Origin of the sequence: Streptomyces luteireticuli (assembly GCF_041519305.1) — a bacterium.
GTDB lineage: Bacteria > Actinomycetota > Actinomycetes > Streptomycetales > Streptomycetaceae > Streptomyces > Streptomyces luteireticuli.
Genome location: NZ_CP167927.1, coordinates 4,625,531 through 4,640,939, shown reverse-complemented (window position 1 = coordinate 4,640,939; position 15,409 = coordinate 4,625,531). Strand labels below are relative to the sequence as shown.

Annotated in this window: 14 protein-coding genes; 2 read left to right on the top strand and 12 right to left on the bottom strand. The window is 73.2% G+C overall.

Annotation, left to right across the window (positions count from 1 at the left end; all coding sequences use genetic code 11):
* Positions 1–160 precede the first annotated feature (160 nt).
* From AB8735_RS20710 to bldG, 5 genes are all read right to left on the bottom strand, one after another.
* On the bottom strand, positions 161–1,687 hold the full coding sequence (locus tag AB8735_RS20710; protein ID WP_372408747.1) for a methyltransferase: 1,527 nt from the start codon (positions 1,685–1,687) through the stop codon (positions 161–163).
* A 74-nt stretch (positions 1,688–1,761) separates the two neighbouring features.
* The gene (locus AB8735_RS20705; protein ID WP_344018896.1) at positions 1,762–2,322 is read right to left on the bottom strand and encodes a small secreted protein; all 561 of its coding nucleotides are present in this window, start codon (positions 2,320–2,322) and stop codon (positions 1,762–1,764) included.
* Between the two features lie 195 nt (positions 2,323–2,517).
* Complete coding sequence (locus tag AB8735_RS20700; RefSeq protein WP_372408746.1) at positions 2,518–4,926, bottom strand: sodium-translocating pyrophosphatase; 2,409 nt, start codon at positions 4,924–4,926, stop codon at positions 2,518–2,520.
* A 330-nt stretch (positions 4,927–5,256) separates the two neighbouring features.
* Complete coding sequence (locus AB8735_RS20695) at positions 5,257–5,703, bottom strand: ATP-binding protein (RefSeq protein WP_344018900.1); 447 nt, start codon at positions 5,701–5,703, stop codon at positions 5,257–5,259.
* 112 nt (positions 5,704–5,815) lie between these two features.
* The gene (bldG, locus tag AB8735_RS20690) at positions 5,816–6,157 is read right to left on the bottom strand and encodes an anti-sigma factor antagonist BldG (protein ID WP_049716377.1); all 342 of its coding nucleotides are present in this window, start codon (positions 6,155–6,157) and stop codon (positions 5,816–5,818) included.
* Between the two features lie 54 nt (positions 6,158–6,211).
* Between bldG and AB8735_RS20685 the strand changes: the two genes are divergently transcribed.
* Entirely contained in the window at positions 6,212–8,743 is a 2,532-nt protein-coding gene (locus AB8735_RS20685) for a DEAD/DEAH box helicase (RefSeq protein WP_372408745.1), read from the top strand.
* On the opposite strand, the gene AB8735_RS20680 is transcribed toward AB8735_RS20685, so the two are convergent.
* The 7 genes from AB8735_RS20680 to ssd form a co-directional block, all read right to left on the bottom strand.
* On the bottom strand, positions 8,726–9,217 hold the full coding sequence (locus AB8735_RS20680) for an Rv3654c family TadE-like protein (RefSeq protein ID WP_372408744.1): 492 nt from the start codon (positions 9,215–9,217) through the stop codon (positions 8,726–8,728). The genes AB8735_RS20685 and AB8735_RS20680 overlap by 18 nt on opposite strands.
* The gene (locus AB8735_RS20675) at positions 9,195–9,587 is read right to left on the bottom strand and encodes a TadE family type IV pilus minor pilin (RefSeq protein WP_372408743.1); all 393 of its coding nucleotides are present in this window, start codon (positions 9,585–9,587) and stop codon (positions 9,195–9,197) included. The genes AB8735_RS20680 and AB8735_RS20675 overlap by 23 nt, the downstream gene beginning before the upstream one ends.
* Positions 9,574–9,771 carry a DUF4244 domain-containing protein gene (locus tag AB8735_RS20670; RefSeq protein WP_344018911.1) on the bottom strand — a complete coding sequence of 66 codons (198 nt, stop codon included), beginning with the start codon at positions 9,769–9,771 and terminating at the stop codon, positions 9,574–9,576. The genes AB8735_RS20675 and AB8735_RS20670 overlap by 14 nt, the downstream gene beginning before the upstream one ends.
* A gap of 83 nt (positions 9,772–9,854) precedes the next feature.
* Positions 9,855–10,652, bottom strand: a complete 798-nt coding sequence (locus tag AB8735_RS20665) for a type II secretion system F family protein (RefSeq protein WP_372408742.1) — start codon at positions 10,650–10,652, stop codon at positions 9,855–9,857.
* The gene (locus AB8735_RS20660) at positions 10,652–11,542 is read right to left on the bottom strand and encodes a type II secretion system F family protein (RefSeq protein ID WP_372408741.1); all 891 of its coding nucleotides are present in this window, start codon (positions 11,540–11,542) and stop codon (positions 10,652–10,654) included. Before AB8735_RS20660 ends, AB8735_RS20665 begins: the two co-directional genes overlap by 1 nt.
* Entirely contained in the window at positions 11,539–12,696 is a 1,158-nt protein-coding gene (locus AB8735_RS20655; protein WP_344018917.1) for a TadA family conjugal transfer-associated ATPase, read from the bottom strand. Before AB8735_RS20655 ends, AB8735_RS20660 begins: the two co-directional genes overlap by 4 nt.
* On the bottom strand, positions 12,693–13,799 hold the full coding sequence (ssd, locus tag AB8735_RS20650) for a septum site-determining protein Ssd (RefSeq protein WP_372408740.1): 1,107 nt from the start codon (positions 13,797–13,799) through the stop codon (positions 12,693–12,695). Before ssd ends, AB8735_RS20655 begins: the two co-directional genes overlap by 4 nt.
* A 461-nt stretch (positions 13,800–14,260) precedes the next feature.
* Between ssd and AB8735_RS20645 the strand changes: the two genes are divergently transcribed.
* The gene (locus AB8735_RS20645) at positions 14,261–15,100 is read left to right on the top strand and encodes an HAD family hydrolase (RefSeq protein WP_372408739.1); all 840 of its coding nucleotides are present in this window, start codon (positions 14,261–14,263) and stop codon (positions 15,098–15,100) included.
* The last annotated feature ends 309 nt before the right edge of the window (positions 15,101–15,409 follow it).

The following is a 15,409-nucleotide window of genomic DNA, read 5'->3' as shown; positions in this document are numbered from 1 at the left end:
GCCCACTGCTCTGGGGCGACGGTATCCGGACGATACGGGACACGCCTCACGAGGCGATCAACATCACCATCCCGTGTTTCGGACAACGGCCGGGACCCGCCGCGACCGCCCCGGCCCCGCATGTTCCGGTCAATCCGCCTCCATGGTCATCCGGCCCCGGTCATCCGGCCTCCGGGATCAGGAATCCCTGCTCCACCAGGAGCCGGATCGATTCGGGCGTGCGGTCGCGCAGCAGCACCGGGTCCTCGCCGATGAGCTGGGCGATGGCGTCGAGGATGCGGCCGGCGCTGAGAGTCCCGTCACAGACGCCAGCAAAGCCGGCACCCACCGTGTCCACCTTGGTGGCCCGCCGCATGCCCCGGTTCTGGCGCAGGACCACGTGCTCCGGGTCCTCCGCACCGGGCAGCCCGACCTGCTCCTGGACGACCTCCGGGGCCAGCCGGAAGCGGGCGCCGAGCAGCGCCGCGTCGTCGTGCGCGCGCAGGAACGCCTGCCGCTCGAAGTGCTCCCGGACGCTCGGGCCGAGCGGCTGCTCCACCGGGTGCGGCCACTCCTCGGCGATCACGGACGGACGGTCGGCACCCGATTTGTACAGCGTGATCCAGCCAAATCCGATCCCCTTGGTCCGACGGGTCTCGAACTCGTCCAGCCACGCGTCGTACCGTGCCGCGTACTCCTCGGGGCCCGTGCGGTGGTCGCCCGCGTCGCGCAGCCACAGCTCGGCGTACTGGGCCACGTCCTGCACCTCGCGCTGGACGATCCAGGCGTCGCAGCCGGCCGGCACCCAGGACGTCAGCCGCTCGCGCCAGTCCTCGCCCTCGACGTGCTGCCAGTTGGCGAGCAGCTGGCAGTAACCGCCGTCGTTGAGCCGAGCCGCCGCCTGGCCCACCAGCGTGCGGCACAGGTCGTCGCCGCCCATGCCGCCGTCGCGGTAGGTGAGGCGGGCGCCGGGGGAGATGACGAACGGCGGATTCGAGACGATCAGGTCGAACGTCTCGTCGGCGACGGGCTCGAACAGGGAGCCCTGGCGCAGATCGGCCTCGGGGGCGCCGGAGAGCGCGAGCGTGAGCCGGGCGAAGCGCAGGGCGCGCGGGTTCAGATCGGTCGCGGTGACACGGCCCGCGTGCTGGGCGGCGTGCAGCGCCTGGATGCCGGAGCCGGTGCCGAGGTCGAGGGCGCTGCCCACGGGGGTGCGGACGGTGAGGCCGGCGAGGGTCGTGGAGGCGCCGCCGACACCGAGGACGAGCTCGGAGCGGTCCGTCCCGGCCGGGCCCGCGCCTCCCCCGGCGATGCCGCCGGCCCCGCCGACCGCGCAGCCGAGGTCGGAGACGATCCACCAGTCCTCGCCGTCCGGGCCGCCGTAGGGGCGCACATCCACCGTGGCGCGCACCTCGTCACCGGCGGCGGTCAGCCAGCCGTCGGCGAGGCAGTCGTCGAGGGGGAGCGCGGCGGACGCCCGCGCCCGGCCGACGGGACGCTGCAGGAGGAAGAGCCGGACCAGCGTCTCCAGCGGGCCGTCCCCGCGGGTGGCGCGCAGCGCCGGGACCGTCTCGCTGCGGGCGAGCGCGGCATAGGCGGGCGCGCCGAGCAGGTCGAGCAGACCGTCGGCCGTGAAGTCGGCGGCGAGCAGGGCGTCGCGCAGCCGGGCGGTGCGCGACGGGGCGGCGGCGGAAGGGAGCGTACTCACAGGACCATTGTCGGGTGCGCCACTGACAATCGGCGCATCGGCGAAGGACGGCCCCGGTCACCGCACGGGGAACGCTACTTGGGGGACTCCACCTTCTTGCAGCTCGGCTGCTTCAGCATCGCCTGCCCGAGCTCGCCGGACTGGAGCTTGTTGATGGCGTCGTCGCCCTTGCCCTTGAGGCTGTCGAGCTTCTTGGCCAAGTCCCTGAGGCCGTCGGAGAACTTGGCCTTGTCGGACGTGTTCAGGCCGTCCACCTGCTTCTTCAGCCCGGCGAACACCCCGGAGAGGTCGTTGAGCGCCTTGACGGCGTTCTCCTGGGTCGTCTTGCCGTCCGTGACGGGCGGGACCCCGCCGTTCTCGACGACCGAAGCGAGCGACTTGTATGCGTCGGAGATGGTCTGGAAGGACGCCGAGTCGGTCTGCTGGACCTTCTTGGAGTCCTCCTCGCCCCGCACGGCGACGATGCTGGCGAAGGCGTCCTTGGCCTTCTTCACCTGCGGGTGCATCTGGTCGCAGATCTGCTTGGCCCACTCGTCGCGCTTCTTGCCACTGTCGTCGCCGCCACCGCCACAGCCTGTCAGCGTCAGGACGAGCGCCGCACCGCCGGACAGTGCAGCCACAAGCTTCTTGTTCACCGGATCGGTCCCTTCAATGGCTCTCGGCCCCGGAACTTACACGTCCCGCCGGTACGGCCCGCGAGCCGAGCATCCCATATGCCCACTTCTGTCGCGATGTGACCCCCTTCTGATGTGGCGTTCGCCGCGCCGGAACACGACGGCCCGTACCGCGCGGGCCGCACGGTACGGGCCGTCGTGTTCCGGCGCGGGCCGTCAGGACACCACCGCCGGATCCACCGGCTCCGAGGACCGCTCGGCGCTGCCGCCCTCACCGTCGACGGCCACCCCGCGCCGCTTGGAGAGGTAGACCGCGACGACGATGACCAGCCCGGCCAGCACCGCGACGCCGATCCGCAACGGCCTGCTGGCATCGGCCCCGTAGGAGAACTTCACCACCGCCGGGGCGATCAGCAGGGCGACCAGGTTCATCACCTTCAGCAGCGGGTTGATCGCCGGCCCCGCCGTGTCCTTGAACGGGTCGCCGACCGTGTCGCCGATGACCGTCGCCGCGTGCGCCTCGCTGCCCTTGCCGCCGTGGTGGCCGTCCTCGACCAGCTTCTTGGCGTTGTCCCAGGCGCCGCCGGAGTTGGCCAGGAAGACGGCCATCAGCGTGCCGGCGCCGATCGCGCCCGCCAGATACGAGCCGAGCGCGCCGACGCCCAGCGCGAAGCCGACCGCGATGGGCGCCATGACCGCGAGCAGCCCGGGCGTGGCGAGCTCGCGCAGCGCGTCCTTGGTGCAGATGTCCACCACGCGCCCGTACTCCGGCTTCTCGGTGTAGTCCATGATCCCGGGGTGCTCACGGAACTGCCGCCGCACCTCGTAGACCACCGAACCCGCCGACCGGGACACCGCGTTGATCGCCAGACCCGAGAAGAGGAAGACGACGGCCGCGCCGAGGATCAGCCCCACCAGGTTGTTGGGCTGCGAAATGTCCAGACTCAGGTTCATTTCCGAGGACTTCGCGTGCACGTCGGCGACGGCCGTGGAGATCGCGTCGCGGTACGAGCCGAAGAGCGCCGAGGCCGCCAGCACGGCCGTGGCGATCGCGATGCCCTTGGTGATCGCCTTGGTGGTGTTGCCCACCGCGTCGAGGTCCGTCAGCACCCGGGCGCCCGCGCCCTCGACGTCGCCGGACATCTCGGCGATGCCCTGCGCGTTGTCGGAGACCGGGCCGAACGTGTCCATCGCGACGATGACGCCGACGGTGGTCAGCAGCCCCGTCCCGGCCAGGGCGACGGCGAACAGCGCGAGCATGATCGACGAACCGCCCAGCAGGAACGCCCCGTAGACGCCCAGCGCGATCAGCACGGCCGAGTAGACCGCCGACTCCAGCCCGATGGAGATGCCGGCGAGGACGACGGTCGCGGGGCCCGTCAGCGAGGTCTTGCCGATGTCCCGCACCGGCCGCCGGCCCGTCTCCGTGAAGTAGCCCGTGAGCTGCTGGATGAGCGCCGCCAGGACGATGCCGATGGCGACCGCCACCAGCGCGAGCACCCGCGGGTCACCGGCGTGGTTCCGGATGGCCTCGTCGCCGATCCCCTTCAAATCCGCGTAGCTGGACGGAAGGTAGACGAAGACGGCGACCGCCACCAGCGCGAGCGAGATGACGGCCGAGACGAAGAAGCCCCGGTTGATCGCGGACATCCCGCTGCGGTCGGAGCGCCGCGGCGCCACCGCGAAGATGCCGATCATCGCCGTCACCACCCCGATCGCGGGGACGAGCAGCGGGAAGGCCAGACCCGAGTCGCCGAACGCGGCCTTGCCGAGGATCAGCGCGGCGACCAGCGTCACGGCGTACGACTCGAAGAGGTCGGCCGCCATGCCCGCGCAGTCGCCGACGTTGTCGCCCACGTTGTCCGCGATGGTGGCGGCGTTGCGCGGATCGTCCTCGGGGATGCCCTTCTCGACCTTGCCGACCAGGTCGGCCCCGACATCGGCGGCCTTGGTGAAGATGCCGCCGCCCACCCTCATGAACATGGCCAGCAGCGCGGCCCCGAAGCCGAAGCCCTCCAGCACCTTGGGGGCGTCGGCCGCGTAGACGAGCACCACGCAGGAGGCGCCCAGCAGGCCGAGGCCGACGGTGAACATCCCGACGACGCCGCCCGTACGGAACGCGATTTTCATCGCCCGGTGGGAAACGGCGGTGAGATCCTTCTCCGCCTCCCCCGCAGCCGAAGTCGCCTCCCTCGCCGCCGCGGCCACCCGCACATTGCTGCGCACCGCGAGCCACATGCCGATATAGCCGGTCGCGGCGGAAAAGAGCGCGCCGACGAGGAAGAACGCAGAACGCCCCAGCCTTTGCGACCAGTTGTCGGCGGGCAGAAGCATGAGAAGGAAGAACACCGCCACGGCGAATGCGCCGAGCGTCCGCAACTGCCGTGCCAGGTAGGCATTCGCGCCTTCCTGTACAGCGGCGGCAATTCTCTTCATGCCGTCGGTGCCTTCCCCGGCGGCAAGCACCTGCCGCACCAGCACCACGGCCACCACGAGGGCCGCAAGGGCCACGGCCGCGATGACGATCACGAGGACGCGGTTGCCGTGCGTGAGCTCAACCGCGAGGTTCTGATCCGCGAGATTCCGAGTGAAGTCCACCTGTTCAGGGGTGAAGGGCCCCGCCATTCGTCCTCCCTGACGTTTGGCGCATGGGCGCGTGGCCGGTCCGCGCACGCGGAACGGCCGTCACGCTCAGGCTTCCTGAGCTCAAGATGGACGGATTGTAGGGAGCATGACGTGATCTAAAACAGAGCGCGGCAACCGGAATGAGTCGGTGCGCATGGAGACCGTGTGAATGATCCGCAGCAGGGGAACCCCGCCCGGTGAAGATCCGGGAATGCGCCCGGGGAATTACGGCCACCGCGCTCCGGGGCCGGTCGGACGGCTCCGCACCCGCACCGCGCACGGCTACGGCGGATCACGCAGGCCCGGCTCCACCGGGAATCGCAGGCGCGGCTACGGCAGAACGGAGGCCGGGATCGTCGGCCAGCTCATCCGGATGACGCCGCCGTTCTCGTCGGCGCTCACCTCGACGTCGTCGACCAGCCCGCTGATGACGGCGAGACCCATGTCGTCCTCGCCCTCCGAGGCGTCCTCGTGCTCCGCGGCGGACGCACCGGAGGAGCCCGCCACGGCCTCGGCGATGGACATGTGCGGCGCGTCGTCCCCCACCTCGATGGAGAACTTCTTCTCGTCCTCCGTCAGCCGGACGCGTACGGGGGTGCCGATGCCGATGCTCCGGTGCAGGCCGACCGCCCGTGAGCAGGCCTCGCCCACGGCGAGCCGCACCTCGTCGAGCACGGCCTCGTCGACCCCCGCCCGGCGCGCCACCGCGGCCGCCACGAGGCGTGCGGTGCGGACGTGCTCGGGAAGGGCGCTGAAGAGCAGTTCGACGGTGGCCATCCCATCCCCCTCGGTCGTACGTGCCCCCTCCCCCGTCACGGGGACGGAGCGAACCCACACAGGGACCGAGCCCTTTGGCCCGGCACCCGCGCGCCGACAGCTCCGGCGGCCGTCAGTCGGTCGCCGACACCGCGTCGTCGACCGAGGTGTGGATCGGGAACACCTTGGTCAGACCGGTGATACGGAAAATCTTGAGAATGCGCTCCTGGTTGCAGACCAGGCGCAGCGAGCCCTCGTGCGCCCGCACCCGCTTGAGCCCGCCGACCAGCACGCCGAGCCCCGTGGAGTCGAGGAAGTCGACACGCTCCATGTCCACGACGAGGTGATAGCTGCCGTCGTTGACAAGCTCGACCAGCTGCTCCCGCAGCTTGGGCGCGGTGTACACATCAATCTCGCCACCGACCTCGACGACCGTACGGTCGCCAACGGTCCGGGTCGACAGGGACAGGTCCACGGATCCTCCAGCACCTTGCATCGAGCGGTCGCCCCCCGCAGATCGGCAGCCGCGATGGCATTCAATCACTTACCGGCAGGCGTGCACGACGCCTTGACGCCATTGTCCGTCACGCCAGTGACACACTCGATGTCGATGGCCCACGATCAACTCCCGCCGGAGGCGGGCGTACACCCCGCTCCCCGGGCGGTCCTCGACGGACTCACCGCCGGGGCAGCCCGGGCTGCACGCATCACTCATACGGAGCACTTGCCCCCTCGCCCCGGACGTCATGCCGCCTGGCCCGAGAAGATCCGGCCGGAAGTGACCGCCGCCGTCCGGGCCGCCGGCATCGACCGGCCGTGGATGCATCAGGCGCTCGCGGCGGAGCACGCGCTGCGCGGCGAGTCGGTGGTGGTGGCCACCGGGACCGCCTCCGGCAAGTCCCTCGCCTACCTCGCGCCGGTCCTCAGCACCCTGCTCGACGGCTCCGAGGCTCCCAACGGGCGCGGCGCGACCGCCCTCTACCTGGCGCCCACCAAGGCCCTCGCCGCCGACCAGCACCGCTCCGTGCGCGCCCTGGCCGCTCCCCTCGGCAAGGCGGTCCGGCCCGCGGTCCACGACGGGGACACGCCCGTCGAGGAGCGCGAATGGATACGGCAGTACGCCAACTACGTGCTCACCAACCCGGACATGCTGCACCGCTCCGTCCTGCCCTCGCACCCGCGATGGGCCTCCTTCCTGCGCGCCCTGCGCTATGTCGTCATCGACGAATGCCACACCTATCGCGGCGTCTTCGGCTCGCACGTGGCCCAGGTGCTGCGCAGGCTGCGCCGCCTCTGCGCCCGCTACGGCTCCGAGCCCGTCTTCCTGCTCGCCTCGGCCACCGCCGCCGAACCCGCCACCGCCGCCACCCGGCTCACCGGGGTCCCTGTGGTGGAGATCACCGACGACGGCTCCCCGCGTGGCGAGACGGTCTTCGCCCTCTGGGAGCCACCGCTGACCGAGCTCCACGGCGAGCGCGGCGCCCCCGTCCGCCGCACGGCCACCGCCGAGACCGCCGAGCTGCTCACCGACCTCGCCGTCCGGGGCGTACGCACCGTCGCCTTCGTCCGCTCCCGGCGCGGCGCCGAACTCGTGGCACTCATAGCCCAGGAGCGCCTGGCCGCGGTCGACCGATCCCTCCCCTCCCGTATCGCCGCCTACCGCGGCGGCTACCTCCCCGAGGAGCGGCGCGCCATCGAGCGCGCGCTCCACACCGGCGAGCTGCTCGGCCTCTCGGCCACCACCGCCCTGGAGCTCGGAGTCGACGTGGCCGGCCTCGACGCCGTCCTCCTCGCCGGCTACCCCGGCACCCGCGCCTCCCTGTGGCAGCAGGCCGGCCGGGCGGGCCGCACCGGCCGGGGCGCGCTGGCCGTCCTCGTCGCCCGGGACGACCCCCTGGACACCTACCTCGTCCACCACCCGGAAGCAATCTTCCGGCAGCCCGTCGAGACCACCGTCCTCGACCCGGACAATCCCTACGTCCTCGCCCCGCACCTGTGCGCCGCCGCCGAGGAGCTCCCTCTCACCGAGACCGACCTGGCGCTCTTCGGACCGGAGACACCGGGCCTCCTCCCCCGTCTCGAGCTGCGCAAGCTGCTGCGGCGCCGTGGCACGTCCTGGCACTGGACGCGCCGTGAGCGCGCCGCCGAACTCACCGGTATCCGGGGCGAGGGCGGGCGGCCCGTCCAGGTGGTCGAGGAGGGCACCGGACGGCTGCTGGGCACCGTGGACGCGGCCGCCGCCCACACCACCGTCCACGAGGGCGCCGTCCACCTCCACCAGGGCCGCAGCTACCTCGTCCGGCGCCTCGACCTGGAGGACAACGTCGCCCTGGTCGAGCAGGCCGATCCGCCCTATTCGACGACGGCCCGGGACACCACGACCGTCTCCGTCCTGGAGACCGTCGAGGAGGTCCCCTGGGGCGAGGCCCGGCTGTGCTTCGGCTCGGTCGAGGTCACCAACCAGGTCGTCTCCTTCCTCCGCCGCCGGGTCATCACCGGCGAGGTCCTGGGCGAGTCCAAGCTGGACCTGCCGCCCCGTACGCTGCGCACCCGCGCCGTGTGGTGGACGGTCACCGAGGACCAGCTCGACGACGCCCGGGTGGCGCCCGAAGCCCTCGGCGGGGCCCTGCACGCCGCGGAGCACGCCTCCATCGGCATGCTGCCGCTCTTCGCCACCTGTGACCGCCGGGACATCGGCGGCGTCTCCGTGCCCCTCCACCCCGACACGCTGCTGCCCACCGTCTTCGTCTACGACGGCCACCCCGGTGGCGCGGGCTTCGCCGAGCGGGCCTTCCGCACGGCCGCCCGCTGGCTCACCGCCACCCGCGAGGCGATCGCCGCCTGCGAGTGCGAGACGGGCTGCCCCTCGTGCATCCAGTCGCCCAAGTGCGGCAACGGGAACGAGCCCCTCGACAAGAGGGCGGCCGTCCGCCTTCTCGGCCGGCTGCTGTCCGGCGCGCCGGAGGGCCCGGCGGAGGGCGCGGCGGAGGGCGCGGCGGCCCCTCCCGGGAACCCGCCCCCGGAGGGACGGGACTCCGCGGAATCAGCCCCGGGGCCCTGAGCCCGGGCCCGCTCCCGGACGGGCCCGGGCCGACGGCCCCTCCGTCGCGCTCCCGCCGTCCGGTCCGGTCCCCCCGGGCACCGGACCGGACGAATCCGCCGGAGCCCCCGGCCCGGCCGCCGTTGCAGGCCCCGCCCGGGAACGCACCCGGACGGCATACGGCCCGGCCCGTGCCTCGGCCGTCACCTCGGCGATCTCGCCCCGCACCGTGCAGGACACCACCCGCGCCCGCTGGGCGCCGGCGACCCGGCGGGCGGGGCCGCAGGCCGCCTCCCGGCCGAGGAGCGCATGGTCGGCGGCGGCCAGGACCGCCAGGTCTGCCGCGCCGCCCGCACGGTGCCGGGCGAGCACCGCCTGGCCCATGGCCAGCAACAGCGCGAAGACCGCGCAGAAGGCCGTGGCGGCAATCGCCGTCCATACGGCGGCGGAGCCCCTGTCGCCTCCTCCCCCGTCACCCCACCGTGTCCTCCGCAAGGGCCACCGCCTCTCCGCCCAGCCGGACCGCGAGCGGCCCGGGTCCCGCAGCCCGCGCCTCGACCCGCACCCTCACCAGATCCCCCTCCCTCGTCACCACGACCCGGGCCCCCGCGGGGGCCGCCGTCCTCGCCGCCCGCACCGCCGCCGGAGCCGGGTCCGAGCGGGCCGCGGCCCGCGCCCCGGCCCGTGCCGCGTCCACGCATTGGATCTGCGCGGACGCGGCCATCAGTCCCCAGATGAGGGCCATGCCGAACAGCACCAGCGTCGGCAGCACCATGGCGGTCTCCGCGGTTGCATAGCCGCGGTCCGAACGGACGCCGTCACGGGTGCGGTCGTTGTCGCAACGGCCGTCATCAGAACGTCGCATGGAGCCCCTTCTCGATGAGCCCCTGCAACGCGGCGCTCACCGCTTCGCTGGTGACCACCTTGTAGAGCACCGCCGCCAGCGCGCAGGCGGCGAGTGTCCCCACCGCGTACTCGGCCGTCGACATCCCCGCCTCTCCGGCCTGCCCCGCAGCGCACTTGACCCTCGCCCACCACCGCATGACCATCACTTCCTCCTCATCTCCTCGCGTCCGGACACCAGTTGCCCGGGCGACGTCCTCATGTCCTGTCCAGGGCAGGGTCCGTACCGCTACGAGCCCCGCACCAGCCCGCTCGCCAGACCGATCACCATCGGTACGACCCCGACGGTCAGGAACGCGGGCAGGAAGCACAGCCCCAGCGGGGCCGTCGCCATGACGCCCGCACGGCGGGCCTGTATGCCGGCCGACCGGCTCTGCGCGGCGCGCAGGGTGACGGCGAGCCGGGCCATGGGATCCACGGCGGGCACTCCCGTCGCCTGGGCCCTCTCCAGGCACAGCGCAAGCCCTCGGGCCCTCGGCAGCACGGCCAGCCGCCCCCAGGCGACCGACGGCTCCCCGCCGAGCCGCACCTCGGCGGCCGCCCGGGACAGCCGGTCGCCGACAGGGCCGCCGAGCGAGCCGCCGACCGCTTCGGCCGCCTCCCGTGGCCCCGCGCCCGCCGCGAGACAGGCGGCCATCAGGTCGGCGGCGAGCGGCAGTTGCCGTGCCGCCGCCTCCGCAGGGACTTCCTGCTCCCCGGGCGCCTCACGCCCGGCCCTCCGTCTCCACCACCACAGGCCACAGGCGGCGAGAGCCCCCACGGCCCAGCCGGCAGGACCGCCGACGAGGACCGCTCCGAGAACGACAGCCGCGGCCACGGGCAGCCCCTCACGGACCACGGCGGGACCCGCCGCACGGGCGCGCCGCCACATCGCCGCGGTGGCCGGCGGATCACCGCCCCACAGCCCCGCCGCCCTGCGCCGCACCGCCTTCGCCCTGCCGCCGCCCCGCAGAGCGGCCACCGCACAGGACGCGACGACAGCCAGCGCGACGGCCGCTTCCGGGCCGCCCACGCACCGCCCGTCCATCACTCCTCCCTTCCGCCGGCGGCGCGCACGATGCGCCGCGTCCAGACCAGCCCCGCGTACTCGAGGAACCCGCCCAGGGCGAGGCAGCCGAGGCCGGCCGGGGTGTGGAGCAGCACGCGCAGCGGATCGGCACCGAGAGCGCTGCCCATCAGGAGGGCGAGGACCGGGAGCAGGGCGAGCATCACGGCGGTGGTGCGCGTGCCGGACAATTGGGCCAGAAGATCCTCGCGTTGGTCCCGGTCCGCGGCGAGCGCAGTCCCCACCCGTTCGAGCCCGGCGGCCAGCCCTGCCCCGCCGTCGACGGCGACCTGCCAGCAGGCGGCCACTCCGGTCAGTCCCTCGGCCCCCGGCTGTCCGCCGGCCTCCCGCAGCGCCGCCGGCACGTCCCCGCCGAACCTCGCGGCCGCCATGACGGCCTGCCACGGCGGCCCCAGGGCATCCCCCGGCGCCACCGCCAGCGCCTCGCCGGGCTGTCTCCCCGCCCGCAGGTCACCTGCGACGGACCCGCACAACTCGATGACGGTTTCCTCCCGTTGTTCTCGCTCCCGCTGCCGCCGCCGGGCGGCCAGCCGGCGTCTCACCAGCGGCACGGCCGCCCCGGCCATGAGCAGCGGCAGGACCGACCCGCCCAGCAGGCCGACGGCGCACCCTGCCGGAAGGCACCACAGTTCGCGCCGTCCCCGTCCCGCGGCGAGCAGCCGCTCCACGGCCTCCCGGAGCCGCGGCGGAAGGAGCGGGACGCGTGCACCCACCGCACCCTGATCGGCGAACAGCCCCCTCGCCCGCCGCAGTTCCCGGCCCCGCCGCACCGGAGGCCGCACGGCGACCGCGACACCGAGCAGCGCCGTCGCGGTCAGCAGCGTCTGTGGCGCCGCCACCGGAATCGTCATGGCACGCCCCCGCCCCGCCCGCACAGCGCCGCGAGCCGTTCCCAGCCGGGTGCCCGTACGAAGCCCTCCGGGCCCCAGACGGCGGCCGGCACGGTGGTCACGAACCCGGCGCGGTCGCGGTCCAGGACGTGCACCTCGGCGACGCGCCGACGGCCCCCGCGGTCCCGCACGAGGTGGATGACCACCGCCAGGGCCGCTGCCAACTGGCTGTGCAGCGCGGCCCGGTCGAGCCCGGCCGTGGAGCCGAGGGCCTCCAGCCGGGCGGGGACGTCCGCCGCCGCGTTGGCGTGCACGGTTCCGCAGCCCCCTTCGTGACCCGTGTTCAACGCGGCCAGCAGATCGGTCACTTCGGGCCCGCGCACCTCCCCGACCACCAGCCGGTCCGGCCGCATCCGCAGGGCCTGGCGGACCAGGTCCCGCAGGGTGACCAGGCCGGTGCCCTCCTGGTTGGCGGGGCGGGACTCCAGCCGCACCACGTGCGGGTGGTCCGGGCGCAGTTCGGCCGAGTCCTCGGCGAGGACGATCCGTTCGTCCGGCGCGACCAGGCCCAGCAGGCTCGACAGGAGGGTGGTCTTCCCCGAGCCCGTACCACCGCTGATCACAAAGGACAGCCGGGCGTCCAGCACGGAGCGGAGCAGTTCCTGCCCGCCGGGCGGCACCGTCCCGGCCGCGGCCAGCTCGTCCAGGGTGAAGGCCTTCGGCCGCACGACACGCAGCGAGAGGCAGGCCGATCCGACGGCCACCGGGGGCAGGACGGCGTGGAGCCGGGTGCCGTCGGGGAGACGTGCGTCCACCCAGGGGCGGGCGTCGTCCAGCCGACGGCCGGCGACCGCGGCCAGCCGTTGGGCGAGCCGGCGCACCGCCGCGGCGTCGGGGAAGGACACGTCCGCGCGCCGGAGGCCCGCCCCGCGGTCCACCCACACCTGGTCGGGCGCGGTGACGAGGACGTCGGTGACCTCCGGTTCGGCCAGCAGCGGCTCCAAGGGACCGCTGCCCACCAGCTCGGAGCGCAGCCGGGAGACGATGCCCAGCACCTCCGCATCGCCGAGGAGCCGGCCTTCCTGACGCAGGGCCTCGGCGACCCGGGCGGCTGTCGGCTCGGCTCCCGTCACCGCCAGCCGCAGGCGCACGGCGTCCAGCAGTGCCGTGCTCATGCCGCCACGCCCTCGCCGTCGGGCAGCACCTGTGCCCAGAACTCCGTGCAGAAAGCGGCCAGCGGGCCCCGGTCCGCACCCGGCGGCCGGCCCGCCGCCAGCGCCCGGGACAGGCCGGGATCCTCCGGCACTTCCCCGGCGAGGGGGAGGGAGAGGAGGCGGGCGACCTCCTCCCCGTCGAGCCCCGGTCCGCACGGCCCGCGGACCACCATCCGCAGGTCGCCCATCATCATGCCGACGGACAGGGCGACTTGGTGCGCGGCGGCGACCGCCCTCAGTTCGGAGGGCACCACCAACAACCCCAGATCCAACTGCCCGAGCACCTCGGCGGCCGCGCCGTCGGCACCGCGCGGCAGGTCGACGACCACCACCCCGCCTCTCCGGCGGGCAGCGGCCAGCACCGCGCGCACGGCCTCGGGCGGGACCGCGACGCGGTCGCCGCGGTCCCAGCTCAGCAGGCGCAGGGAGTGCGGTTCGGGCAGCGCCTCCTCCAGCGCGCGGCAGGCCACCCGCCCCCGGGACCCGGCGAACGCCGGCCATCTCAGCCCTTCGGCCCGTTCGGCCCCGAGCAGGACGTCGAGCCCGCCGCCCAGCGGGTCGGCGTCGACGAGCATCGTGCGCCGCCCGGTCCGGGCCGCCGCCACCGCGAGGGCGCAGGCCAGGGTGCTGGCTCCGGCGCCGCCCCGCCCGCCGATCACCCCCACGGTGAGCGCGGGCCGCCCCGTTCCCTCCGCCGCGTCGGCGATCAGGTCGACCAGCCGGCCCTCGCCGTCGGGCAGCACCTCCACGGTGCGGGCGCCGATGCCCAGGGCGCGCTGCCAGACGCCGGGATCGTCGGGATCCCGGCCGACGAGCACCACCCCCTCGCGGCACACGACGCCGGGCAGGCGGTCGGCGCAGTCGTCGCCGACCAGGACCAGCGGGGCCCCGGACCACTGGTCGGCCCGGACGGACGTCCCGTGGGCGACCTCGGGCAGGGCTCCGGCCGCCGCGCACAGCCGCAGCAGATCGTCGAGCAGGTCCTCGTCCTCGGTGACGATCAATGGGCCGCTCCGCCTCGTGCCGGCGGCGGCCTTCCCCTCTCCTGCGACAGGTCCGTTCACGGCCCCTCCCCTCTCCTGCGCGCCACACGACGCGCTCTCGTCTCCGCGGGCATCGCGGAACTCGTGGGGAATCACCGTGCAGCGGACCGGGAAATCGTGTGGATCTTGGTGAAAAACTGTGGACAACTCAACGGTTGTGAATATCCCGCTCACCTATACCGGTGACTTCCGCAGAGCAGTGCGGCGATTACGCACAGTTACGTGTATGAAGGAAGGCGGAGCGGCGCCACGCGAGGCGCCCGACCGTCGAAGGAGGCTCGAGAGGATGCCCGAAACACATCCGGACATGCGACGACCCCCGCCGGGGGGGAGAGCGGGGGTCGTCCCCACGGCCGACTCGGGGGGGGAGGAGTCGGACCGGGTTAGACACGGTCGCGAACGATCCGTGACTTCCATGGTGTACCCGAGAGCCTTCTCAGGCAAACCCACACGCCTCAGCTTACGCCGAATGGAGGGCCCCTATGCTCGGCGGCGTGGAAAACCACTCCTTGCGCCGAACAGCCGCGTTCTTTGATCTGGACAAGACGGTCATTGCGAAGTCGAGCACGCTCACCTTCGGCAAGTCCTTCTACCAAGGCGGTTTGATCAACCGGCGCGCCGCGCTGCGCACGGCGTACATCCAGTTCGTCTTCCTGCTCGGCGGCGCGGACCACGAGCAGATGGAGCGGATGCGGAAGTACCTCTCCGAGCTCTGCCGCGGCTGGAACGTGCACCAGGTCCGGGAGATCGTCGCGGAGACCCTCCACGAGCTGATCGACCCGATCATTTACGACGAGGCCGCCTCGCTCATCGAGGAGCACCATGACGCCGGGCGCGACGTGGTCATCGTCAGCACCTCCGGCGCCGAGGTCGTCGAGCCGATCGGCCGGCTCCTGGGAGCCGACCGCGTCGTGGCGACGCGCATGGTCGTCGAGGACGGCGTCTTCACGGGCGAGGTGGAGTACTACGCGTACGGGCCCACCAAGGCCGAGGCCGTCCGCGAGCTCGCCGCCTCCGAGGGCTACGACCTGTCAGGCTGTTACGCCTACAGCGACTCGGCCACCGACATCCCGATGCTCGAATCCGTCGGCCACCCGCACGCGGTCAACCCCGACCGGACGTTGCGCCGCGAAGCGGCCGCCCGCGACTGGCCGGTCCTCGCCTTCAGCCGTCCGGTACGGCTCAAACAACGGGTTGCGGCGCTGCCGGTGCCCTCCCGGCCGACTCTGCTGGCCGCGGCGGCGGTCGGGGCGGCCGCTGCGGCCGTGGGGCTGTTCTGGCTGGCGGGCCGCCGCCGCTCCCCTCGCCCTCGCCCCGAATGACCGTGCCCTGATTGACCGTTTTTGAAGCTAAAAGTAAAGAAGTGCGGCTCCGCCTTCCGCTTACCCGGCGAGGGGAGTAGAAAGGAGTCAACGGCCCGCGAGACCAGGGACATCCGGGAGGATGCCTGCTACGCATCAAGGCCCACGGACCGAGCACGGATGCCGGGCACCCACGCGACGCCGACCCGTCGATTACGGGCCAGTCGCACCAGGCGGAGCAAAGTTCCCCCGCCTGATGGACGCCTTTCGTGCACGCACTGGTAACCCGGCGAACGTGCCAGCGGCGGTGCCGAGCAGGACCGGTACCGC

Excerpts from the sequence above, each read along its gene's own strand:
- AB8735_RS20700 (WP_372408746.1), bottom strand. The coding sequence starts at position 4,926 with ATGGCGGGGCCCTTCACCCCTGAACAGGTGGACTTCACTCGGAATCTC.
- AB8735_RS20685 (WP_372408745.1), top strand. The coding sequence starts at position 6,212 with ATGGCATTCAATCACTTACCGGCAGGCGTGCACGACGCCTTGACGCCA.
- AB8735_RS20670 (WP_344018911.1), bottom strand. The coding sequence starts at position 9,771 with ATGGTCATGCGGTGGTGGGCGAGGGTCAAGTGCGCTGCGGGGCAGGCC.
- AB8735_RS20675 (WP_372408743.1), bottom strand. The coding sequence starts at position 9,587 with ATGCGACGTTCTGATGACGGCCGTTGCGACAACGACCGCACCCGTGAC.
- AB8735_RS20655 (WP_344018917.1), bottom strand. The coding sequence starts at position 12,696 with ATGAGCACGGCACTGCTGGACGCCGTGCGCCTGCGGCTGGCGGTGACG.
- AB8735_RS20645 (WP_372408739.1), top strand. The coding sequence starts at position 14,261 with ATGCTCGGCGGCGTGGAAAACCACTCCTTGCGCCGAACAGCCGCGTTC.
- AB8735_RS20695 (WP_344018900.1), bottom strand. The coding sequence starts at position 5,703 with ATGGCCACCGTCGAACTGCTCTTCAGCGCCCTTCCCGAGCACGTCCGC.
- AB8735_RS20660 (WP_372408741.1), bottom strand. The coding sequence starts at position 11,542 with ATGACGATTCCGGTGGCGGCGCCACAGACGCTGCTGACCGCGACGGCG.
- AB8735_RS20665 (WP_372408742.1), bottom strand. The coding sequence starts at position 10,652 with ATGGACGGGCGGTGCGTGGGCGGCCCGGAAGCGGCCGTCGCGCTGGCT.